Annotated in this window: 19 protein-coding genes; 6 read left to right on the top strand and 13 right to left on the bottom strand. The window is 53.8% G+C overall.

The annotated features are described in order from the left end of the window. The first annotated feature begins 66 nt into the window (after positions 1–66). A complete protein-coding gene (locus tag ABD931_RS20290) occupies positions 67–354 on the top strand; it encodes a hypothetical protein (protein ID WP_345269750.1) in 288 nt (95 codons plus the stop codon). A gap of 77 nt (positions 355–431) precedes the next feature. Here ABD931_RS20290 and ABD931_RS20285 read toward each other — a convergent pair whose 3' ends face one another. From ABD931_RS20285 to glpK, 7 genes are all read right to left on the bottom strand, one after another. Next, complete coding sequence (locus tag ABD931_RS20285; protein WP_370469339.1) at positions 432–920, bottom strand: GtrA family protein; 489 nt, start codon at positions 918–920, stop codon at positions 432–434. Positions 921–1,043: 123 nt separating this feature from the next. After that, positions 1,044–2,447, bottom strand: a complete 1,404-nt coding sequence (locus ABD931_RS20280) for an NADH-quinone oxidoreductase subunit N (protein WP_345269747.1) — start codon at positions 2,445–2,447, stop codon at positions 1,044–1,046. Between the two features lie 39 nt (positions 2,448–2,486). After that, positions 2,487–3,980: a complex I subunit 4 family protein gene (locus ABD931_RS20275; RefSeq protein ID WP_345269746.1), complete on the bottom strand. Its 1,494-nt coding sequence runs from the start codon at positions 3,978–3,980 to the stop codon at positions 2,487–2,489. A gap of 91 nt (positions 3,981–4,071) precedes the next feature. Continuing rightward, the gene (gene nuoL / locus ABD931_RS20270) at positions 4,072–6,000 is read right to left on the bottom strand and encodes an NADH-quinone oxidoreductase subunit L (protein WP_345269745.1); all 1,929 of its coding nucleotides are present in this window, start codon (positions 5,998–6,000) and stop codon (positions 4,072–4,074) included. A gap of 43 nt (positions 6,001–6,043) precedes the next feature. After that, positions 6,044–6,388 (bottom strand): NADH-quinone oxidoreductase subunit NuoK, encoded by a 345-nt coding sequence (gene nuoK / locus ABD931_RS20265; RefSeq protein WP_345269744.1) that lies wholly within the window; start codon positions 6,386–6,388, stop codon positions 6,044–6,046. 118 nt (positions 6,389–6,506) lie between these two features. After that, positions 6,507–7,337: an exonuclease domain-containing protein gene (locus tag ABD931_RS20260; protein ID WP_345269742.1), complete on the bottom strand. Its 831-nt coding sequence runs from the start codon at positions 7,335–7,337 to the stop codon at positions 6,507–6,509. 134 nt (positions 7,338–7,471) lie between these two features. After that, entirely contained in the window at positions 7,472–8,968 is a 1,497-nt protein-coding gene (gene glpK / locus ABD931_RS20255) for a glycerol kinase GlpK (RefSeq protein WP_345269741.1), read from the bottom strand. A gap of 297 nt (positions 8,969–9,265) precedes the next feature. Between glpK and ABD931_RS20250 the strand changes: the two genes are divergently transcribed. Beyond that, positions 9,266–9,709, top strand: a complete 444-nt coding sequence (locus tag ABD931_RS20250) for an OmpA family protein (RefSeq protein WP_345269778.1) — start codon at positions 9,266–9,268, stop codon at positions 9,707–9,709. Here ABD931_RS20250 and ABD931_RS20245 read toward each other — a convergent pair. The 3 genes from ABD931_RS20245 to ABD931_RS20235 are packed head-to-tail and all read right to left on the bottom strand — an operon-like array spanning position 9,706 to position 13,166. Then, positions 9,706–11,568: a patatin-like phospholipase family protein gene (locus ABD931_RS20245; RefSeq protein ID WP_345269740.1), complete on the bottom strand. Its 1,863-nt coding sequence runs from the start codon at positions 11,566–11,568 to the stop codon at positions 9,706–9,708. The two genes, ABD931_RS20250 and ABD931_RS20245, sit on opposite strands and share 4 nt — an antisense overlap. 42 nt (positions 11,569–11,610) lie before the next feature. Further along, positions 11,611–12,423, bottom strand: a complete 813-nt coding sequence (locus ABD931_RS20240) for a GNAT family N-acetyltransferase (RefSeq protein ID WP_345269739.1) — start codon at positions 12,421–12,423, stop codon at positions 11,611–11,613. 17 nt (positions 12,424–12,440) lie between these two features. Next, on the bottom strand, positions 12,441–13,166 hold the full coding sequence (locus ABD931_RS20235) for an MIP/aquaporin family protein (RefSeq protein ID WP_345269738.1): 726 nt from the start codon (positions 13,164–13,166) through the stop codon (positions 12,441–12,443). A 76-nt stretch (positions 13,167–13,242) separates the two neighbouring features. Here ABD931_RS20235 and ABD931_RS20230 point away from each other — a divergent pair, with 76 nt between their 5' ends. The 4 genes from ABD931_RS20230 to ABD931_RS20215 all read left to right on the top strand — a co-directional run bounded on the left by ABD931_RS20230 (position 13,243) and on the right by ABD931_RS20215 (position 16,572). Continuing rightward, positions 13,243–14,214: a zinc-dependent alcohol dehydrogenase family protein gene (locus ABD931_RS20230; RefSeq protein WP_345269737.1), complete on the top strand. Its 972-nt coding sequence runs from the start codon at positions 13,243–13,245 to the stop codon at positions 14,212–14,214. Positions 14,215–14,232: 18 nt separating this feature from the next. Beyond that, positions 14,233–15,348, top strand: coding sequence for an alkane 1-monooxygenase (locus ABD931_RS20225; RefSeq protein ID WP_345269736.1), 1,116 nt, complete (start codon positions 14,233–14,235; stop codon positions 15,346–15,348). A 127-nt stretch (positions 15,349–15,475) separates the two neighbouring features. Then, positions 15,476–16,168 (top strand): MotA/TolQ/ExbB proton channel family protein, encoded by a 693-nt coding sequence (locus ABD931_RS20220; RefSeq protein WP_345269735.1) that lies wholly within the window; start codon positions 15,476–15,478, stop codon positions 16,166–16,168. Between the two features lie 11 nt (positions 16,169–16,179). Then, positions 16,180–16,572 carry an ExbD/TolR family protein gene (locus ABD931_RS20215; protein ID WP_345269734.1) on the top strand — a complete coding sequence of 131 codons (393 nt, stop codon included), beginning with the start codon at positions 16,180–16,182 and terminating at the stop codon, positions 16,570–16,572. 21 nt (positions 16,573–16,593) lie between these two features. Here the strand turns inward: ABD931_RS20215 and ABD931_RS20210 are convergent, their stop codons facing one another. The 3 genes from ABD931_RS20210 to ABD931_RS20200 all read right to left on the bottom strand — a co-directional run bounded on the left by ABD931_RS20210 (position 16,594) and on the right by ABD931_RS20200 (position 22,874). After that, positions 16,594–17,736: a mechanosensitive ion channel family protein gene (locus ABD931_RS20210; protein ID WP_345269733.1), complete on the bottom strand. Its 1,143-nt coding sequence runs from the start codon at positions 17,734–17,736 to the stop codon at positions 16,594–16,596. A 126-nt stretch (positions 17,737–17,862) separates the two neighbouring features. Continuing rightward, the gene (locus tag ABD931_RS20205) at positions 17,863–19,311 is read right to left on the bottom strand and encodes a DUF1501 domain-containing protein (RefSeq protein ID WP_345269732.1); all 1,449 of its coding nucleotides are present in this window, start codon (positions 19,309–19,311) and stop codon (positions 17,863–17,865) included. Between the two features lie 8 nt (positions 19,312–19,319). Then, on the bottom strand, positions 19,320–22,874 hold the full coding sequence (locus ABD931_RS20200) for a DUF1553 domain-containing protein (protein WP_345269731.1): 3,555 nt from the start codon (positions 22,872–22,874) through the stop codon (positions 19,320–19,322). Positions 22,875–22,876: the final 2 nt, after the last annotated feature.

Below are 22,876 nucleotides of genomic sequence, written 5' to 3'. Positions count from 1 at the left end.
AGAATAGAAACAAAAAAGCCCTACCAAAGATAGGGCTTTTTTGTAGTGACTGACAACGATTACTTCGTGGAGCTTTCGGTACCGGTTGTCGCCGTAGTAGCTACAACTGTTGTTGAGGTAGCTGTAGCGGCAGCCGATGTAGTATCTGTAGCGGCAGGGGTCAATGTTGTATCCGAAGAGGTTGCTGTAGTAGCTGTTGTATCGGTTAATGTGACATCTGTTCTGGTTTTGCTCTCGCAGGCAGCCAATGTCAGCAGGCTACTTACAACCAGTAAAGCAAATACTTTTTTCATTTTCTTAGTGGCGTTTAAGATCCGGCAGCAAAATTACCAGGTTTCTGAACAGTGCAATTAAAGTCAGCTTAAAATTCAGTTAAACCCACACTCTAATGAGGAAAGTACAAAAAATGATTAGAACGTTTCTAATAATCTTTAAAATTGCTTTTCACTTTGACGGGCAGACTTCGAGCGAATCCGGTCGTACATGCCGGTGCTGCGAAAGGTAAGCAATTTATGGCCGAAGTAATTGGCCATAAAACTAAAGCCCATACCGACTACGTGTGAGCTTTTTTCGCGGTAGAATTTTCCGATAGAGGGCAGAAGCGGGTTGGCTACCCACTCCAGGGTATACTTTGATACAAATACCTGAACCACCAGGGCCACCAGGGCAATGACAACAAACTTGATGGCTTCCCGACCGGTATTGCCGGTTTGCTTTGCCGAAAACGCAAAAATTTTGGTGGGCAGGAAACTAACGACCGTTGCCGTCAGATAGCCCATGAACACACTGGTGTCAAAATCAAAATAGCGTCTGTAGACTATCTGGCTGATAAAATTCACGGACGCCCCCAGCAGAGCTGTCAGAAAAAAATTAAAGAAGCCTCTAAGACCCTTATATTTTACAGGTTGCGTCGCGGTCACGTTCACGTTCTAACAAACAGGAAAGATTGCTACATTTTCTCATTAGCCGACCTGCGAAACTACAAAAAGCTTGGTTGTCTGACCACATATTTAGTAGTATATGAGCCAACGGTCGGCGTACCCCTATACCAGACCCTGAAGCAGCCCAGGCACAATACCCAGCGCAATGGTCAGTACAGTGGCGGCAATCAGCACAAACCGGTAGAAGGGCGCAATCCGGATATTCTCCGTAGTACCCTCCCGGAAGTACATGGCAATAACCACCCGGAAGTAATAATAGATACCTACTGCCGACATCAGCACGGCTACCACAAGCAGCCAGATCATACCGCGCTCCACGGCTGCCGAAAACACCATAAACTTACCCCAGAAACCGGCCGTCAGCGGAATACCCGCCAGCGAGAGCATAGACACGGCCATCACAAAGCCCAGCAGGGGGTTTTTACGGGCCAGCCCGTTGAAGGCGTCAAAACTTTCGTCGGAACGATTATCGGTATTCAGCCGGTTTAAGGAACGCTCACGGGCTACCAGCAGCAGGATGCCAAACGCCGAGATGGTCGCCAGCGAGTAAGCCAGCGAATAGAAAACCAGGGCCTGCCGGCTTTGTTGGGTCAGGGCAGCTAAACCGATTAACAGGTACCCGGCATGAGAGATGCTGGAATACGCCATCATCCGCTTGAAGCTGTTCTGGTATACAGCCGTAACATTACCGGCCACCAGCGTTAGCGCCGTAATGATGGCCAGAATAACCCACCAGAAGTTATAGACATTATTGAATGGTACCGACAACAGGCGGAGCAGAGCCGCGAAACCCGCCGTTTTTACCACGGTTGACATATAGGCCGTAAACAGGGTAGGAGCGCCATCGTATACGTCGGGCGTCCAGAAGTGGAACGGTGCCGCCGATACTTTAAACAGAATACCGATCAGCAGCAGCAGCAAGCCTACATACAGCAGGAGTGACGCCCCACTGCCGGCTCCTATAACCCCTCTGATCCCTGAAACGGCAAACGAGCCGGTAGCTCCGTACAGCAACGCAATGCCAAACAGCATGATGCCGGTGGCAAAAGCTCCCATCAGAAAGTATTTGATGGAGGCTTCGTTGGCCCGCAGATTATGCTTGTCGCTGCCGGTCAGGATGTACATGGCCACCGACAGGATCTCAATGCCAACGAAAAGCATAAGCAGGTTCTCGAAGCTGATCATCATAATCGCCCCCACCAGCGAGAACAAGAGAATGGCGTAGTACTCGGCGGGTTGGGCGGATTCATCTTCGAGGTAATGCCCCGACAGGGCTACAACCATGAACGCCGAAATGAGCACGATCCCGATAAATACCATCGCCAGGTTGTTCATCAGCATCATGCTGTTGAAATATAAGTAGGTTTTATTCCAGTCGATAAAGTTGGAGGCCAGCGCCAGCGTAATAAATAACAGGCAGGCCGGCAGCAACACCGCCCGGGATTTCATAAAGCCCAGAAAAAGGAGGATGATCCCAAAAACCGATAACAGAACGATGGGAAGCATAGTATTTGGTTAAGTTCGTGTGTCTATGGTTACAACCGGTTAGCCGGTGATGTATTGTAATAAATTGGTAACGGCCGGTTCGGTCATCTTCAGGAAGGAGTTGGGGTACATCCCGATCCAGAAAACCATAAACACCAGCGGAATCAGGACCCAGCTTTCGGAGCCGCTCACGTCGGCAAAGCCTTCGGTACGAGCCGAGGTTGCGCCGAACATGCTTTTCTGGTACATCCGAAGCATATACACCGCCCCCAGAATGATGGTCAGACCGGCCACGGCACCCAGCCAGTTGTTATAGCTGAATACGCCCGACAGCAGCAGAAACTCGCCGACAAAGCCGTTGGTCAGCGGCAGCGCTACGCTACCGAGCAGGATAATCATGAAGTAAACCGTCAGTCTCGGTGTGGTGCGGGTAATGCCGCCCAGTTGGTCGAGCATCCGGCTGTTGGTGCGGGAGAAGATGATTTCGGCGATGAAAAACAGACCGACTACGTTGATGCCGTGCGCCAGCATCTGCACCAGCGCGCCCTGCAAACCGTTGGCCGTTTGGGAAAATACCCCGGCGGCCATCAGACCCACGTGCGCGAAGGACGAGTACGCAATCAGCCGCTTCATATCGCGCTGCCGGATGGCAATTACGGAGCCGTAGACGATTCCGATAATGGCGAGGACCATCGCCGTAGTGCCCCAGACATCGACGCCCGCCGGCACAATCGGCAGGACGAGACGAATAACGCCGTAAACCCCCATCTTCAGCATGATACCGGCCAGCAGCATAGTTGCCGGGGTGGGTGATTCTACATAGGTATCGGGTTGCCAGGTATGGAACGGGAAAACCGGCATTTTGATGGCAAAGGCAATAAAGAACGCCCAGAATAACCAGCTTTGCACGGTCGGGCTGAGGTTCAGCGCATAGAAGTCGGCAATGGCTGAGGAGTGAGCGGCACTGATGGCAGGAGCACCCGCAACCGGCGGACCCGCCACCATCGAACCCGTCTGGTAGTACAGGTAAATAATTCCCAGCAGCATAAACAAACTGCCGAAGATGGTGTATACAAAAAACTTGAACGTGACCGGTATCCGGTTTTCACCGCCCCACATAGCCGCCAGGAAGTACACAGGAATCAGCGCGGCTTCGAAAAAGAGGTAAAACAGAAAGGCGTCACGGGCTGTAAAGACACCCATTAGAGCCGCCTGCATAAACAGGATCAGGGCGTAGAACGCCGACGTCCGGTCATACTTCTGCCGGAACGCCGACAGGATGATCAGGGGCACCAGCAGGCCCGTCAGCACGACCAGCAGCAGACTGATACCGTCGATACCGGCGCTGAACCGAATGCCACCGGATGCCAGCCAGGGATAATCGAACCCGAACTGCGACTGCGCATTGGGTACAAAGCGTATGAAGGCATAAGCCGCCAGTGCCAGTTCAATCAGGGCCGCGCCAAAGGCCAGTCTCTTTGCCGACTCACCGTTCATGGCCAGCACGACCAGTGCCGCTACGATGGGAAATAATATAAGTGCAAGCGTAAGCATTTCTTAGAGTTTGAAGTTTGAGGTTTGAGGTTTGAGGTTAAAATTGCTTCCGCGCAACTTCAAACTTCAGACTACAAACCTTAAACTAAATTTAGAATCTGACAAAGAATCGTAAGGCAACGATGGCGGCAATGCTAAGGACCATCGCAAAAACGTAGAAGCCGATGGAGCCGTTTTGCAGCAGCCGCAACTGACCGGAACTTGCCCGTACCAGCCAGGCTACGCCATTGACAACACCATCGATCACGAACTCACCGAAGCTGTACAGGGCATCACCCAGACCGCGAATCGGCCGGACGATGATTGTTTCGTAGAATTCGTCAATATAATATTTGTTGTACAGCACCTTCTCGGTTACCGGCCGCTCTACCGTTTCTGGAGCCGGTACAGCCCGGCGGCTGACATACACCACATAAGCGGCAACGAGCGAAAGTACCGCAACACCGGTCGAAATAGCCATGAGCATGTACTCCGTGCTGTGGTCAATGGTACCTTCAGCAAATGCCTGTGGATTCACCCGGCGCGAGGGCTCAAACAGCGGAGCCATAAAATCGCTTAACCAGCCGCCACCCGGCAGGTTAAGCAGTCCGCCCACGGCTGATAATACGGCCAGCACAAGCAGCGGAATGGTCATGGAGGCCGGCGACTCGTGCAGGTGGTGGCGCTGCTCGTCGGTCCCCCGGAACTCACCGAAGAAGGTCAGGAACAGCAGCCGGAACATATAGAAGGACGTCATGGCCGAGCCGATCAGACCCAGTACCCAAAGGACCTTGTTATGTTCAAAGACATGCGCCAGGATCTCATCTTTGGAGAAGAAACCAGCAAACGGCGGAATACCCGAAATGGCGATGGTGCCGATCAGAAAAGTCCAGAACGTAACGGGCAGGTACTTCCGCAGGCCACCCATGTTCCGGATGTCCTGCTCGTCGGACATGGCGTGAATAACGCTGCCGGCTCCGAGGAACAACAGGGCTTTGAAAAACGCGTGGGTGATAACATGGAACATACCAGCCGTATAGGCCGTAACGCTAAGACCCAGAAACATGTAGCCTAACTGACTAACCGTTGAATAAGCCAGCACCTTTTTAATGTCATTCTGCACCAGACCGATCGAAGCGGCCAGCAGGGCCGTTGCGATGGCAATGCCGCCGATGATGTCGAGCGTCAGCGGAGCCAGCGTATACAGCACGTTGGAACGGACAATCATATAAATACCGGCCGTCACCATCGTGGCAGCGTGGATCAGTGCCGATACCGGTGTCGGACCCGCCATAGCGTCGGGCAGCCAGGTGTATAGCGGAATCTGCGCCGATTTACCGGCTGCGCCCACAAATAGCAGCAGCGTGATAGCCAGCATGGTCTTATCGCCGACGGCAAAACCGGTAGCCTGATCGAAAATAGTGACGTACTCAACCGAACCGAAGGTGGTGATTAGCATGAAGATGCCCAGCAGAAAGCCAAGGTCACCAATCCGGTTCATCACAAAGGCTTTGCGGGCGGCATTGTTGTAATTGGTATTGGTATTCCAGAAGCCGATCAGCAGATACGAGCACAAACCAACGCCTTCCCAGCCGATAAACATGACCACGTAGTTGGAGCCCATCACCAGCAGCAGCATGAAAAACAGGAAGAGGTTCAGGAAAGCAAAGAACTTACCGAACCCCTCATCATGCTTCATGTAGCCGATGGAATAAATGTGAATCAGCGAGCCAACGCCGGTGACAATCAGCAGCATTAGCAACGAAAGCTGATCAATCTGGAAGGAGAAGCTGATGTTCAGGTTACCGACGCTGATCCAGTCGAACAGGTTAGCGATAATGGGCGCATTGCTGCCGGTAATGCCCACCTGCGTCCGGAAAAAAGCGAACAGGTACAGCGAAACGGCAAACGAAGCCAGCGCGGCCGCCGAGCCGATCAGGCCAACGGCACCCTTAGGTATCTGGCGGAACCCAAGTCCGTTAATGGCAAAGCCGATAAGCGGAAATAACGGGATTAAAATACAGAGTAGGTCTATCTGCATGGATGTAAATCAGTCAGAGTCAAGTGATACAGTTCGGGTACGGTTACCACTTCAGTTTATTGAGCAGCCCCACATCGATGGAGCGGATGTTGCGGTAAATCATTACGATAATGGCCAGTCCCACGGAAACCTCAGCGGCTGCCACGGCCATAATGAAGAAGACAAACACCTGCCCGGCCGGGTCGGATCGGTACGACGAGAAGGCGATCAGTAGCAGGTTTACGGCGTTCAGCATCAACTCAATAGACATAAAGATGATAATTGCATTCCGCCGGGTCAGTACGCCGATGATACCAATGACAAACAAAGCCGTACTGATAATCAAATAGTAATTAAGAGGTATCTGTTGGATAACCTCCGGTATATTAACTGGTTGTGAGGGCTGCATAGAACGCAGGTTAAAAAAGTCGCGGCAAAGTTAGGGATAAATACCGCTTGCTCAAAGGGATGATGAAATTAGCGAACGGTCAAACAAAAGCCACCAGGCTATTTTTCCTCCGGAAAAATCACTTTCGTGTAGTGCTGGCAAGTCCGCTGCTAAACATCCGCAGGCGTATTTCGGTTAGTTTGCGCTTGGTGTCGAGCGGGAAATCGCCGTTAAGCATCCAGTCATAGTAGGAGGGTTCTTTCTGTAATACGTCAATAACGGGTTTGCCCGTATGCTTGCCGAAGTTGAAGACTTCCTGCCCTTTGTCGTTATACACCATTCGCCCGGCAAAATCGACCACATTGCTGGCGCTCAGGGAATGGAGTACGTCCACATCATTCTGGAGCAGGATTTCGTTGCCTTTATCGTCTTTCACTACACGGCCGAGGTAGCGCTGAACCTGGGCGTTCAGCACCTCAAACGACGCCAGCGTATCGGCCTGGGCACTATGGGCATTTATCAGGTCTTTGCCGCAATAGAATTTGTAAGCGGCCGAGAGGTTCCGGGGTTCCATCATGTGGTAAATGCGCTGCGCATCTACCAGTCGCCGGTTCTTCATGTCAAAATCGACATTCGCCCGCAGAAACTCCTCTACCAACATAGGCACATCGAAGCGGTTGCAGTTGAAGCCGGCCAGATCGCAGCCGTCCAGAAACTGCGCCAGCGTTCGGGCTACCGCCTTGAAGGGGGGCGCATCTTTTACATCCTCGTCGTAAATGCCGTGAATCAGACTTGTCTCCAGCGGAATCGGTATTTGCGGGTTAATACGCTGGTCTTTAATCACCACCTCTCCGTTGGGCAATGCCTTGGCAATGCAGATTTCGACAATGCGGTCCTTAGCCACGCTGACCCCGGTTGTTTCGAGGTCAAAGAAGGCCAGCGGCTTTTTTAGTACAAGTTGATGTGTCATAACCCAGTCCGGTGCTCACGTCTAGCTGCAAAGTTAGTAATGTAAACCGGAATATAATTCCGGTTAGGTGAGCCTGTGCGCTAAACTATACTGCATTGGTCCGGAAACCACAACCGGAATGCAATTCCGGTTTACTACTCCGCCCACCCGAACGAGCGCTCCACGGCTTTCTGCCAGCCGCGAATGAGCTGGTTGCGGTCTTCGGAGCCCATGCTGGGTTCCCAGGTTTTGGCTACGGCCCAGTTCTGCCGCAGGTCGTCGAAGCTGGACCAGAAGCCGACGGCCAGCCCGGCGGCATAGGCGGCTCCCAGCGCGGTTGTCTCGGTAATCAGGGGGCGCACAACGGGTACATCCACCAGATTGGCCTGGAACTGCATCAGGAGTTCGTTTACGGTCATGCCACCATCGACCCGGAGGGAGTTGAGGTGAATACCGGCATCCTGCTCCATGGCCTTTACTACATCCAGCGTCTGGTAGGCGGTGGCTTCCAGTACAGCCCGCGCCAGGTGGCCTTTGTTCACAAAACGGGTTAAGCCAGCAATAACTCCGCGGGCGTCGGATTTCCAGTAGGGGGCATATAAGCCGGAGAAGGCCGGTACAAAGTAGGCTCCGCCATTGTCGGAAACCGTTGCGGCCAGGGACTCTATATCGGCGCTGTTTTCAATAATGCCCAGGTTGTCGCGCAGCCACTGCACCAGCGCACCCGTGATGGCCACGCTGCCTTCTAGGGCATAGTGGGCGGGCTGGTCCTGAAAGCGGTACGCCACCGTGGTGAGCAACCCGCAGGTCGATTGGCGGATTTCGGTGCCGGTGTTCATCAGCAGAAAGCAGCCGGTACCGTAGGTGTTTTTGGCCTGTCCGGGCTCATAGCAGGTCTGCCCAACCAGAGCCGCCTGCTGATCGCCCAGGATACCCGCCACCGGCACGCCCGGCAGCACCTCCGAGGTCACTTTGCCGTACACCTCACTGCTGGACCGGATTTGCGGCAGCATCGCCCGCGGAATATCAAACGCCTGGAGCAGATCATCATCCCATTCCAGGGTTTTCAGGTTCATGAGCTGCGTCCGGCTGGCGTTGGTTACGTCGGTGATATGCAGGCCGTTGTAATGACCGCCCGTCAGGTGCCAGATAATGTAGGTATCGATATTGCCGAAAATAGCCAGACCCCGCTCAGCATCTTCCCGCACGCCGGGCACGTTGTCCAGAATCCACTTCAGTTTGAGGCCGCTGAAATAGGTAGCCAGCGGCAGCCCCGTAGCCTCCCGAAACCGGTCCTGCCCTCCTTCGCGCTCGTACTGGGCTACCAGCGCATCGGTGCGGGTATCCTGCCAGACCAGGGCGTTGTAGTACGGTTTGCCGGTCCGGCGGTTCCAGACCACCGTCGTCTCGCGCTGGTTGGTGATGCCCACCGCTACAATATCGTGGGCCTGTAACTGCGCTTCAATTCGGGCCAGGGCAATTACTTCCTGCGTATTATGCCAGATTTCTTCGGGGTTATGTTCGACCCAGCCGGGTTGGGGGTAAATCTGCTGGTGTTCTTTCTGGGCGAGGGAGACAATCTTTCCCTGGCGGTCAAATACAATACAGCGGGTACTGGTGGTTCCCTGGTCAATAGCGGCTACGTAAGGCATAGGAGTTGTAGGCAGGCGTTTAAACGTACGCCAAAGTCAGCCGCAATATATGAATTTATTGGTTTTCTGTAGGATTGTTACTATGCTTGCTAGAGCAAACATTTAGAATACATATCCTATAGATGTCTTATCTTTATACTTGGAGTACTTGGCTGGATGTTCGGTATGTATGGCAATGATCCTGACCAAAGCAAGGCACCACAACCGAATAACACCGTTGTAATCTATGGCAGTTGCTATGATATAGCACTTGCTTACCGCATCGAGTGCCGACGGTCGCTTGTTACTCAATGAAGAATTGGCTTTGAGCCAGGAGTAAACTTTAAATCAGTTTATATCCGGAAATCGGAAGAGACGAATGCCTCAAACCTGTCTAACGCCACTAAAGGGACAATAGCCAATCCTTTTGATGCCCAAACGCTTTATTTTGATCAGAGCCGTTACGACTTGAGAGATGCTAGTAAAATGACATTAGACTCTATCTCTGCGTTTCTGGTCAGCCAGCCTGATAAGGTGATACGGGTAACCGGATATACTGACACTATCGGAAAACGTGACCAGAATCTGGCCCTTTCCGAGTTCCGGGCGCGAACAGTCGTAAACTACCTGCAACAGAAGGGTGTGAAGCCTGGCCAGATCAACATCACCCGGAAGGGTCCTGACTCACCGGTTAGCCCTAATGGGTCGGAAGAAGATAAAGTCAAAAACAGGAGGGTGGTTATTGAGATTAATGCTAACTAACTCCGCAACCAGTTCAACTCCTCGTCGGTGAGCTTGCTCAGCACTTCTTTTGCATGGTTGTAGCCAATATCATATATGGTGTCATAGGCACTCCAGCTCATGAGACCAAATCGGCCAACATCCGGGTTAAAATAGATATCTGTGTATTGCTTATTTTCCTGGCAACGCGCAGTGCTGTGCATAATAGTGGTGTTGAGTAAAATGGATGCCAGTGATGGCAGGTGATATTTTCGTTTATTGCGGGGTTTAAACTTATCTATGAGCAGGGCCCAGCTACCAGGCATCTCCGGGATATCTAAGGTAAAGACTTTGTCCCGGCTTAGGTCAACGCCGAGAATTTTGCCTGCGCCCATACGGCTCATTACATCGGTAGGAAAATTATTGAATGTTCCGCCGTCGACCAGAAGATCATTGTCCCGGATGACGGGAGGAAAAACACCAGGTATGGCGATGGTGGCTTCGAGGCATTTAGCCATGTTACCTTGCGTATGTACTTCTTCGTAAGCTTTGGTATAATTGCCGGCTACGGTAAAGAAGGTTCGCCAGACATCTTCCATCCATACGTCGAATCCCACACAATTGTTAATACCATCCTTAATAATCCGCCTGAATCGCCGACCTTTAATCAGAGATATGAGCGGAAAAAGGTTGTAATCGGTAGCAGGTTTAGCTTTGGCTGCTTTTCGGGCAAAACCCCTGATTATTTCAGGCGGAAGGTCAAAGGATATATACGCACCCATAAGCGCTCCGGCGCTGGCTCCCCCTACAAAGTCAATGGGTATATCGTATTCGTAAAGAGCTTGATATACACCTAAATGAGAAAACCCTTTAGCTCCTCCACCCGCCAGAACCAGCCCTACGGCCGAACCGCTGAGGATGCGGGCCAATCGCGCTATGTCTTTGGGAAGCTCGGGCCGGATATGATAGTGGGCCTTAACACGTCGAAGCGCCAGCCACTGATTTGTTTCCGATGGACAAACGGTGTGGGCATCATGCAGGAGGAGCAGGATTTGTGTAGCACCGGTTTGCGGATGGCAGAGTTGGGGGATCTGCTTCTCCAGCGTACTCAACGCCGGTGGCTGACGGGCGTCGGCTACCAACAGTATTTCATCGGCATGGCGGATACAGCGCTTGGTCCACTCGGTCGGTTCAGGATCGGCGATGTACAGCATAAATTCATGCTGTAGCTCCTGTTCTTCCAGCCAGCGGGTCAGCTTTCGGTAGTTTTCTAAATGGGTGTGGTGAGTTTGAGAAAAACCTTCCTGCCCAAGGCATTGGTCCACAGAGCGGCTGGTCAGCACAAGGCTTTGTCCCTTACGTTGCAGATGGGGATAAAGCGTATCAACTAAAGCCGGCAGATCAACGGTGCCAGTCACCGGAATTAGGCAGATGGTTATGGGTTTCTTTAGAGTTTTCTTGGGCTTTTGGGTTGTATACAGGCGGTTGGTAACGATTTTAGTTACGTTCATCAATACCTTGGGGTAGGTCAGCGCTAACTCTTCAAAGGTGTCTTTGGTGAGTTTAATCAGCACACTATCGCGTACGGCAACAACGGTAGCCATGCGGGGCTGACCCGTGAAGATAGCCATCTCGCCGGCTGATTCGCCCCGTTTGGCCTCACCAACGCTAACCGGACCGGCCTCTGTATGAGTAAAAGCCCGTAAACGACCACTAACAACAAAATATAGGGAGTCACCGATTTCGCCCTGGTGAAATAACGTTTCTCCGCCAGGAAGTTCCATCCAGATTAGTTTTGATTCTATCTCGGATAGGACTTTATCCGATAGCGCACCGAAAATTCCGGTGAGGCTGCTTCTCAGCAGGTCTTGGTGGTACTGGTGTTGAGATCGCTGGTTCATAGAAGCAGGTTTCAATTGCCTGTATTTGTTTTGGGGCACTTCTTAACCAAGTATAGTCAACAAATGCCGGTTTTCAAATACCTGAACAGTACAGACCTCCTGGAACCCTGCCCGTTTATAAATGTCAATGCCATCCGGCGAGGCCTGCAAAACAGCCGTTCTCGCCGGACTCTCCCGAATGCGGTTGAGCAGATGCTGAAACATGGCCGAGCCAAAGCCCCGGCCGCGCATTCCTTCTCGGGTCGCGATGTCGTAAATACCGGCAGATTCTGCTCCATAGAAGATAGCACCGGTGCTGACGACCTGACCTCCGTATCTGCCCAGATACAACTGGAGGCTGTCGTCCGGACGTTGCAGCGAACCGACAATTTCGTAGTAGCGCCGTACCTGCTGGGCTTCCGGGGAACTTCCGAACAGAGTGGCCAACACATCGGCAAACAGGTGGTAGTCTTCAGGTTGCCGGACGCGATGAATGGTGAAGTCTTCAATCGCCCGGTTTGCGGGTGGACGTTCATCAAGGGCGGCTACCATCCCCAGGTTTACCTCATCACCCGTCAGACCCATGTTCCGGATGAGCGGGTAAAGGCTTTCGGCGTAGGTGTCTTCCCACACCCACAGCGACATAGGATAGTTTTTCTGATTGAAATAGCTGACTTTCCGGGCCAGAACAGAGTGCAGCCGGTCAGGATTGTTGGTTTTGGGAATCAGTACATTAAAGGTATCGGCGGGCAGGCCACAATCTACCAGTGCTATATCGTCATACTCGTCCACGTACATAGCCGGAGCGATCCGGGCTATGTACGTAGCTTTTTCAATGAAGTTATCGCGAATTAAGAAAGATTGGCTTTTCGACATATTGACGCCACGGAATCCTACAACGCATACCACCGAATGAACAGGCCCCCCAGAATTCCTCCGACAATGGGTGCCAAAACGGGTAGCCAGGCGTAGCTCCAGTCTGACGGACCTTTGCCGGGAATGGGCAGTATGGCGTGCGCCAGCCGGGGGCCGAGGTCGCGGGCGGGGTTGATGGCGTAGCCGGTGGTGCCGCCCAGCGAAAGCCCAATGCTCCAGACCAGAATACCGACCATATAGGGCGCAAAGCCTACCGCCAGCGTACCGATGTTGCGCGACGAAATACCCGCCACCCCCAGAATAAGCACCAGCGTACCAATAACCTCACTGATGAAATTGCCTGAGGTGGTGCGCATGGCCGGCCCGGTGGCAAATACGCCCAGTTTCAAACCAGCGTCGGACGTGGTGGCCCAGTGGGGCAGGTAATGCAACCAGACCATGATGGCCCCAAGAAATGCCCCAATAAACTGAGCGGGGATATACGTGGATACATTGCTGAAATCGCCGGTGGCTACGGCAAAGGCTACGGTCACGGCAGGGTTGAGGTGGGCATCGATGCTGCCGAATGCTTTGGCCACAAAGATGCCTATGGTCACGGCAAAGGCCCAGCCGGTAGTGATGACAATCCAGCCGGCCCCCTCGCCTTTGGTATGGCGTAACAATACATTGGCGACGACACCGTCGCCTAACAGGATAAGAACAAGGGTTCCGATAAGCTCACCAAGGAATGGAGAAGTTTGCATGCTGACTTCGTTAAGGAATAGTTTGTGCGAATTAAATGATATTTTTGGGTCTCGTACAACCTCACTCCTGCATTCTATGAAAACTATTTTGTTCTACAAGAGCGGTAAGCCCGAAGACGTTCTGGAAGTAGACGAAAGACCCCTGCCCGAACCCCAGCCGGGAGAAGTGCGTATCAAAGTGATTGCCAGTCCGGTGAATCCATCGGATCTGATGTTTATACAGAACCTGTACGGTATTCGGCCGCAATTTCCCTCGGGAGCTGGTTTCGAGGGAGTAGGCATTGTAGATGCACTAGGTGAGGGCGTACAGATGCGGACGGGTATGCGGGTGAGTTTTACGAGTATCGGCACCTGGTCAGAATATGCTATTGCGCACCAGCGGAGCCTGATTCCGGTGCCGGACGCTATGCCCGATGAGGTGGCGGCCCAATTATTTGTCAATCCGTTTACGGCCTACGCCATGCTGCAGGAGTCGGGTGTGCAGGCCAACCAATGGCTGATGCTGACGGCCGCCGGTTCGGCATTCAGTAAAATGGTGATTCAACTTTGTAAGATGAAGGGCATTAAAACCATTGGCACGGTCCGGCGCGACGATCTCAACGATGAACTGAAAGCCCTGGGCCTGACGGAAGTAATCAATACCGAAACCGAGAACCTGGCGGGCCGGGTGAAGCAGCTTACCGAAGGCAAAGGGGTAGCCTGCGTGCTGGACGCGGTGGGCGGGCACGTGGCGACCGAAGCCCAAAAATGCTTATGCAAGGGGGGCGTTATGCTGATTTACGGCCTGCTGAGCCTACAGGACCCTACCCTCAATGCCGGGCTGATGATTTTCCGGGAACTGACCATCAAAGGCTTCTGGCTCACCGACTGGATGCGCCGGGTCGATAGCCAAACCCGACAGGGAGTGGCGCAGAACGTAATCAGCCTGCTGGCCTCCGGTAAAATTCAGTTGCCGGTAGAGGCTACTTATTCGCTGGACGAAATACAACAGGCCGTTGACCATGCCGACCGGCAGGGACGGCACGGAAAGGTGCTGATAAAAATGTAAGGCGTCATCGTATCTGCCATGAAGCCGCTGAAGAAATTTGGGTTTTTATGGTCGTATAGCCTGCTGGCGGTTATCGTCGGCAGCTACTATCTCGGCGGACCGGCCTGGACTTTCGCCGGCGTCGTATATGCCTATGGTGTGCTGCCGCTGCTGGATGCGGTATTCGGTAAAGACCGGTCTAACGTCGCGAGCGAGGACTACGAACAGGTCCTGAACGACCGGTATTTCGATGTGCTGGTTTATTCATTTGTGTACCTGCAATATAGCTTGCTGATCTGGGGTTGCTGGGTACTGGTATTCGAGCCCCTGACTGTACTTCAGCAACTCAGGCTCATCGTGAGTATTGGTGTTTTTTCCGGCACCATCATCAACATTGCCCATGAGTTGGGGCACCGGAGCAGCCGCTTCGCGCAGGTTCATGCGAAACTGGCCTTGCTGTCGGTGAGTTACATGCACTTCCTGATCGAGCATAACCGGGGGCATCACGTTCATGTCGCCACTCCTCTTGACCCGGCTACCGCCCGCAAAAACCAGTCGTTGTATGCGTTCTGGTGGCAAACCCTGGTTGGCAGTTACCGCAGCGCCTGGCGTATTGAAAAGCGGCTGCTGGCCAAAGCGGGGCATCCGGTCTGGAGTTCTCATAACAACATGCTCTGGTTTGCCGGCCTGCCGGTGCTGCTGGCCGTGGCGCTGACTGCCGGCTTTAGCCTGGCGGCCGGGCAGATTGCCTGGATTGTGCCCCTGTTTTTTGCGGGGCAGAGCCTGGTCGGTATTTTGCTGCTGGAGTCGGTAAATTACATCGAACATTACGGCATTACCCGCCGGGAAATTGCGCCCGGCAAGTACGAACGCGTCAATCCGCTCCACTCCTGGAATGCGGGCCAGTTTATCAGCAACCTGGTGCTGTTTCAGCTGCAGCGCCACTCCGACCACCACGCCTATGCCGCCCGGCCGTATCAGGTACTCCGGCATTTCGATGAGAGTCCGCAGTTGCCGTTCGGCTATCCGCTGATGATTCTGATGGCAATGCTACCCCCGCTTTGGTTCCGGCTGATGAACCCCCGCCTGGAAGCCTGGCAGGCGCGGGCGTGCAGTTCAGAAGAAATTTTGAAAACCGTTCGGCAGTTTGCTTGAATAAGTCTACCGGATGGGTTTTCTTTACGAATAGTATCAACGGAAACAATATTTGCGAGAATTGGCTCGTTGAACAGCGAGACGATTACGCGCATCCAGAGACATTATAACTTCCAGCTTACCACATATGATATTGCTTCAGGTTCCTGCCGCTGACTCGACGGCTGCTGCCGCATCCACCGAACAAAGTCTGCAACTTTTCGATCTGGTAGTCAAGGGCGGTTGGGTCATGATCCCCATCGCATTCCTGCTGTTGGCGACGATCTATCTGATGATCGAACGGTACATACTCATCCGTTCCCAGACCCGCATCGACGATGGGTTTATCGACAACATCAAAGACATGGTGTTGCAGGGGAACATCAAATCGGCGGAGTCGTTCTGCCGGAACCAGAAAACGGCGGCCGGTCGTATTCTGGAGAAAGGGATTGGCCGCATTGGTTCGCCCATCAAGGAAATTGAGAGCACCATGGAAACCATTGGCCAGATTGAAATCTCCCGGCTGGAGCGCAACCTGGGTTACCTCGGTATCATTGCCGGTATCGCGCCGATGCTCGGTTTTATCGGTACCATCTCCGGTATTATCCGGATTTTCTATAACATCTCGCTCTCCGACAACATCAGCGTGGGCATCATTGCCGGTGGTCTGTACGAGAAAATGATCACCTCAGGTTCCGGTCTGATTGTGGGGGTAATTGCCTACTGCGCCTACCACCTGCTGAACATGATGATCGAGAAGTTTACGCTCAAGATGGAGATCAACGCGTTTGAGTTCATGGAAGTGCTCCAGAAGCCGACCGAGCTGGCGCGGATGCGGTAATTTTTGTTTATATGAAACTAAGAAGAAAAAGTAAGTTTCAGGCTGAGGTCGCTACCTCTTCGCTGAACGACATCATGTTCTTTCTGCTGTTGTTCTTCCTGATTATATCGACGGTGGCCAATCCGAACGTGATCAAGCTGATGCTGCCTAAAGCTTCCTCCACCCAGCAGCTAAGCAAGAAGCAGGTGACGTTGTCGGTTGATGGAAGCAAACAGTATTTCATTGATAAGCGGCCGGTATCGCCGGATAATCTGGAGAATGAGCTTAAAACAATTATGGCTGGTATTGCCGAGCCGACCGTGGTGGTACGGTTCGACAAATCGCTGACGGTGCAGGATCTGGTTAATGTTCTACAGACCGGCGCCAAGCTGAACATTAAAATGGTGATGGCCACCTCGAAATAACAGACAGGCAGCTATCTGCTTTTACAGCGCAGGAGGATTCTCCTGCGCTTCTTTTTTGTCCGGAGATGAGGTAGACGCATCTACAAACTGAAGCCGGGTTTGCGGCAGACTCTCCGGATGTTCTTCCCGCAGGTATTCAATCATGGCTTCCCGGATCAGGCAGCGCAGGTCAAAGGCCTCACCCGAGTTGCGGGCCGATACCAGTACGCGTACCTGAATGCAGTCGGGCATGGTATCCGTTACCTGCACGGTCAGCACTTCGCCGTCCCAGAGCGGATGGTCCTCAACCAGCTCCCGGCACTTATGCCGAAGTTTATCGACGGGGACGCGGTAATCCAGATACAGCATGACGGCCCCCAGCACCGACGCCTGCGAGCGGGTCCAGTTCTGAAAGGGTTTCTCGACAAAATAGGTGATCGGCAGAATCAACCGACGCCGGTCCCACAGCCGCACGACTACATTGGTGAGGTTAATTTCCTCAATGCGCCCCCACTCGTTTTCAACGACCACCACATCATCTACCCGAATCTGCTGGTTCAGCGCAATCTGAATACCGGCCAGCAGGTTAGCTAGTGTGCGCTGGGCGGCAAAACCGATTACCACACTAACAATACCCGCCGAGGTAAGAATGCTCAGGCCTACCTTTCGTCCGCCCTGGAAACTCAGCAGCAGGATGGAAAAGCCAATAACGACCACGCCCGTGGCAACCAGCCGACGGACAAACTTTATCTGCGTAACGTATTTGCGGATATGCAGTTGGGTATCCTGGCTGGTGTCGTAGCCGCGTATCAACAGCAATTCAACCACTTTCAGTATGCGAATAGCCAGCCAAATACAGGCAACGATGAAGAATATCTCGGCAAGAGTGGTCGCAATGGGGTGCCGGATCAGTGCCCGGCGCTGTAAGTTGGTTAGTATCAGAAAACAGAGGGTGGGCGAGAAGACATAGAACGCATTGCGGACATGCAGTCGCAGCAGGCCGAGAACCTCGTGCTGCCCCCGGCGCAGGATAAACCGCACGATCTGCGTCACCAGAAAATTGATAAGTAGCCCGGCTACAATAGAAATTCCAAACAGAACCCAGCCCGAAAATTCCTTGTTCTGCCGCAGCCAACGGCTGAAATCGGTGTACGCATCCGTCCAGTTAAAGTCCATCCATTCCATGACAGTACAATTACGGTTTACAATAAAAAGGCTTTTCGCGGAAAACTGTTTAGTTTGACGTAAAAAACAAAAGCCTCCGTATGGGAGGCTTGACGTCGCAAACAGGATACTGCCGGTTTGCCAGCACTATGCCAGCAGCGGCTTCACTACTTTGCCGTGAACGTCGGTCAGGCGGTAGCGGCGGCCCTGGTGTTTAAAGGTTAGCTTCTCGTGGTCTACGCCCATCAGGTGCAGCACCGTCGCCTGGAAGTCATGGACGTGAACGGGGTCTTTGGCAATGTTATAGCCAAATTCGTCGGTTTCGCCGTACACCAGGCCTTTTTTAACACCCGCACCGGCCATCCAGATGGTAAAGCAGCGGGGATGGTGGTCGCGGCCGTAGTTGTCTTTGGACAGTTTGCCCTGCGAGTAGTTGGTCCGGCCAAATTCACCCCCCCAGATAACCAGCGTATCGTCGAGCAGCCCGCGCTGCTTCAGGTCCATAATCAGAGCTGCCGAGGGCTGATCGACGCTCCTGGTCTGAATCTGAATGTCATTCGGCAGGTTGCCGTGCTGGTCCCAGCCCTGGTGGTAGAGCTGCACAAATTTTACGTCTTTCTCAATCAGTTTGCGGGCCAGCAGGCAGTTAGCCGCAAAGGTGCCCGGCTTGCGGGAGTCGGGGCCGTACATATCGAAGATGTAATTCGGCTCTTTGGAAATATCCAGCGTTTCGGGCACAGAGGTCTGCATCCGGTATGCCATTTCGTACTGGGCCATCCGGTTGTTGATTTCCGGGTCGAGCACCTGCTTGTACTGCTCCTGGTGCATCTGGGCCAGGTAATCGAGCATGCGCCGGCGGCTGGCTTTGTCGATACCCGGCGGGTTATTGAGGTAATAGACCGGGTCGGGACCGGAGCGGAACACCACGCCCTGGTGGATGGAAGGCAGAAAACCGTTGCTCCACAGCTTGGCGTACAGGGGCTGGTCGCCGTTGCGGCCTTTGGAGAGCAGCACCACAAAGGCTGGTAAGTTCTGATTGTCGGAGCCAAGCCCGTAGCTGACCCAGGAGCCAAAGGAAGGCCGGCCGGCCTGCTGCGAACCGGTCTGGAAGAACGTTACGGCCGGGTCGTGGTTGATGGCCTCCGTGTGCATCGTGCGGATAAACGAAAGCTCATTGATAACTTTGGTTGTATACGGTAGCAGTTCGCTGATCCACATGCGACCCGGACCGTACTGCGCAAACTTGAATTTAGACGCAGCCAGGGGAAAACGGCTCTGGCCGGCGGTCATACCCGTCAGGCGTTGCCCCTTCCGCACCGATTCCGGCAGGTCTTCGCCCCACATGGTTTCAAGTTTGGGCTTATAGTCGAACAGTTCGAGCTGCGAGGGAGCACCGCTCTGAAACAGGTAGATGATGCGCTTGACCTTCGGCGGAAACTGAGGTTTGCCTAAAGCTCCGCCTTCGCTGGGCGCGGCCAGTAAAGATTTCGGATTGAGCAGCGAGGCCAGTGCCAGAGCACCTAAGCCGACGCTGGTCTTACCCAGAAAATTCCGGCGGCTGAGTTGGTCATGGATTTCGTCTTCCAGGTTGTACATGGCTCCTGTTATCGTTTAATAATGGCTTCGTCAAAATTCATAATGGTGCTGGTAACCACTGTCCAGGCCGCCAGTTCAGCAGCCGGCAGTTGCTTGTCGATGGGGTATTCACCCACACTAAGCAGTTCCTGAGCCCGCTTTGGGTTCTTCCGGAAGTCGGCCAGTTCCTCGTTGTACAGTTGCGTCATTAGCGTCACCTCGTTAGGGCGGGGCAGTCGGCTGATGATGGACTTAAATAAGCGATTAATCGTATTTGTACCATGTTGTCCGGCAGAATGATTTTGCACCCGCCCGGTGGTGGCAAACATAACGGGTATTTTTCCTGGCTGACTGGTTGAGGCAAAGGTTACGTTATTCGGTCGGTTCTCCGGTAGGCGTGTCAATGCTGCCTGAGCTAACACCCTGGCGGCTTCCACAAACTGCGGGTCATTAAGGGTGACCAGTGCCTGCAAGGGGGTAGAGGTCTTCTGCCGCTTGACAATGCAGAAGTGCCGTTCCGACGCATCGAAGTTGAGCATCATCGGCGGGGGGGAGGATCGTTTCCAGATGGTGTACATCGACCGGCGGTAGAGGCTATCGCCGTGGTTCTGTATGTATTTGGTCGTGTTGCGGGTAGCTAGTGCTTCCCAGATACCGTCCGGCTGATACGGATGCACGCTCGGCCCACCGACCTTCCGGTTTAGCAGTCCACTGGCGGCCAAAGCATTATCGCGCACCTGCTCCGCCGACATCCGGTAGCTGGGACCCCGGGAGAGATACGTATTATCCAAATCTTTCTCCCGCGCCTGGGGCGATATCGCTGATGACTGCCGGTACGTAGCCGACATGACAATCAGTTTCTGAAACGCCTTATAGTTCCAGGCGGATTCCCTGAAGTGAACCGCCAGATAGTCGAGCAGTTCAAGGTGGGAGGGGAGGGCGCCCTGGTTGCCAAAATCATCGCTGCTCTTAACCAGCCCCTGCCCGAAATACTGCTGCCAGACCCGGTTGACAATAACCCGGCTGAACAGCGAGTTTTCAGGGTGCAGCAGCCACTTGGCTAATCCAAGCCGGTTTTTGGGCAGGTCTTTCGGAAAGGCCATCAACTGCGCCGGAGTAGCCGGTGCTACTTCCTCCCCTGGGGCATCGTAGGCTCCGCGCTTCAGGACAAAAGTTTTGCGAGGGAACTTGCGATCTTTCATCACCATGACCTGGTCGGAGTTGGTGTACAGCATCAGCTCGTCACCCCGCAGCTTCATCAATTCCGCAAAAGTAGTCTGGTAGCCAGTATCGTGGTTGGTTAGGTAATAGTTGTACAGACCGTTGCGCTGGGCGTGTGTCCGCCTGGTGGCCGGGGTACGGAGGGCGTTCGTTAAAGCGTCAGGCTGACCGGCCAACGGCGGTATCTCCAGCGAGGTCAGGCAGCGGTTGTAAATCCGCAGCTCATCCACCGCATAATCCTTGGTGTAATAGTCGTGCATCCGGCCTACGTAGAATGAGTGCTGCGCCCAGTGGGTTCGGTCTTTGCCGTACACCATGCTGTGTTTCAGGTTATCGGTAATCACCTGCACCCGCATCGGCTTTCCGTTGAGATACAGGTGCAGCCCGGCCGTACGTCCCAGCCCATCGTAGGTCATGGCTACGTTGAACCATTGTTTAACGGGTACTTTGTCGATGGTTTCGATATCGAGCGTGTTGTCCGGCCAGACGTGGCTGAGGGTCAGTTTCAGCCGGCCATCCGGCAGCAAATCGAGCTGGTAGCCGCGGTTGCCGTCCATCGGGCCGGTGGTGCGGCCCATCAGGGTACCTTCGATAGCGGGCTTCGACAGGTTGAACCAACTGCTGATGGTAAATGGCTGATTCTGCTCGAATACGGCAAAGTCGCCGGGCAGAGTAATGTAGCTGTCGCCGGGCAGGTAGCGGGCTTTGCCGAAGCGGCCGGGTACGGCATACGGATATTTGTCAGGGTCGCCACCCAGCCTGGCCGGAATGGTATCATTAACGGAATTCCAGAACGCGTTGCGGGGGTCTTTAAATAACTCCTCTTTGGTTTTGCGCTTAACTACCTTTTTCTCTTCGGGCTTCTTGTCACCCGGCTTTCGGCGGGCTTCTTCGCGTTTGCGTTTTTCCTGCTCCAGTTTTCGCTTTTCCTCCTCCGCTTTGAGGTAAGCCTTAATGTCGCCCCGGTCGGCCTCGTCGAAGGTGTAATAGGCAATCAGACCTGTATTGAGCGAGGATACCGGGTTACGTTCGGCCTGAGAGAGCCACTGCGCAAAGCGCTGCTGGTAGTCCGGCTGGTTAGGGTTGAGTTGCTGCTGCAGCGGGGTCAGCTTTTCGCGGATAAATTTTAGCTGGGCGTCTACCTCGGGTGTCGTCAGCGTAATGGTTGGGGCAGCCTCGCCGTTGTAAGGGATTTGACCCCGGTCGTTGTTGCTGTTGAAGAAGGCATAGAGGGAGAAATAATCCTTTTGGCTGATGGGGTCGTATTTATGGTCGTGGCAGCGGGCACACTCCACCGTCAGACCCAGCATGGCTTTGCCGAAGGTATTGGTCCGGTCGGCTACGTATTCCACCCGGTATTCTTCATCGACAATACCGCCCTCCTGACTTTGCTGGTGGTTTCGGTTGAAGGCCGTCGCGATAAGCATATCCTGCGTGGGTGGTCCGCCGTCGCGGTTCGAGAGCATATCGCCGGCGAGTTGCCAGGCGATGAACTTGTCGTAGGGCAGGTTCTGGTTGTAGGCCCGGATGACCCAGTCGCGGTATGGCCACATGGTTCGCAGCCCGTCATCCTGGTAGCCGTGGGTATCGGCGTAGCGGGCTACATCGAGCCATTCCACGGCTTGTCTTTCTCCGTAATGCGGGGAGGCCAGCAGCCGGTCTACCACTTTTTCATAGGCGTTGGGCGAGGTATCGGCCAGAAACGCATCCACTTCGGCCGGTGTGGGCGGCAGGCCCGTCAGGTCCAGACTCAGCCGGCGCAGCAGCGTGGTCTTGTCGGCTTCGGCCGCGGGGGTAAGTCCTTTTTCTTCCAGCTTCTTCAGGACGAAGTTGTCAATGGCGTTGCGCACCCAGAGTCTGTTCTTCACCTCGGGCAGGGCTACTTTGACGGGCGCAATCAGTGACCAGTGGGGTTTGTATTCGGCCCCCTGTTCAATCCAGCGCACAATCAAGGCTTTTTCTTCAGCCGACAGCGCGAGGTTGGACTCGGGCGTGGGCATCATGTATTCAGGGTCGGTGCTGGTGATGCGGTGGTAGACCTCGCTCTGGCGCAGACTGCCGGGCACAATGGCAGTATGGCCGCTTTCTTTCAGGGCTGCGTAGGCGCTCTCCGGAAAGTCGAGTCGTAGGCCGGCCTGCTGTTTATTTTTATCGGGGCCGTGGCAGGCAAAGCAGCGGTCGGAGAGGATGGGTTTGATGTGCAGGTTGTAATCGACCTTTTCAGGCAGACTCTTTTCGGCCGCTACAATCTCGGCCGGTTTGTCTACGCTGCGGTCACAGGAACTCCAGACGGCTATACAAAATACAGCGAGAGCGGCACTACCGGCAATATATCGAAAGCGTATGTCGTTCCAGCGGAGCATAC

This window comes from Nibrella viscosa (genome assembly GCF_039541875.1).
In the GTDB taxonomy this organism is placed as follows: domain Bacteria; phylum Bacteroidota; class Bacteroidia; order Cytophagales; family Spirosomataceae; genus Nibrella; species Nibrella viscosa.
This window is presented reverse-complemented; position numbering and strand designations above follow the sequence as displayed.